1 protein-coding gene is annotated in these 620 nt (G+C 36.6%); it reads right to left on the bottom strand.

Annotated features, from left to right (window positions below; all coding sequences use genetic code 11):
* A partial coding sequence (locus tag A3739_RS29255) for a type IIL restriction-modification enzyme MmeI (protein WP_197472015.1) occupies positions 1-620 on the bottom strand: 620 nt, incomplete at both ends.

Below are 620 nucleotides of genomic sequence, written 5' to 3' on the forward strand. Positions count from 1 at the left end.
TGGATTGAACTAGTCCAAATTCATATAGTGAACCGTTAGGGATGAATTGAACTGTGTTATTGAGAATAACATCATGATCGACAAAAGATATTGGCGCATAGAGCCTTCTTTCGGAAGAAACTTTTGGTATTGCTATAGAGTCTCCTGTATCACTTAATCTAATCTCTCCGAATAAGTAAGGTGTACTTGCTTTTTTAACTGTTTGATCCTTAGGGCTATTCAAGCGAAATTGTTTAACCTTGTTGATTCTGTCCACAACCAATGGCATTTTCTTTATTTCACTTGGATGTGCATTTTTAAGCCATAAGCACCATCTATCACGGCCAGCAATTAGGTCTTTTCCTCCGCGCAATCGTCTAAAGTACTTGGCAGAATTTGGCTCCTTATTTAAGAACTCAATTTTTTCTTCTTCTGTGAAGGTGAGGTGTCCATCATCTGTTGCTTCGCAACCTTTAACAATGGGCTTAACGTTACTTATGGGTTTTGTTCGATTTTCTATAAGAATGTTCGATGCATCGACCAAATAACAGTTAATTTTCTTTGCATTAATTTTGTGCGGTAGCCCTTTTACATCATCGTATTCGAATATATATTTCTTCGTATTGGCATGAATCTTCTTA

The sequence above is a fragment of the Oleiphilus sp. HI0067 genome (genome assembly GCF_001635735.1).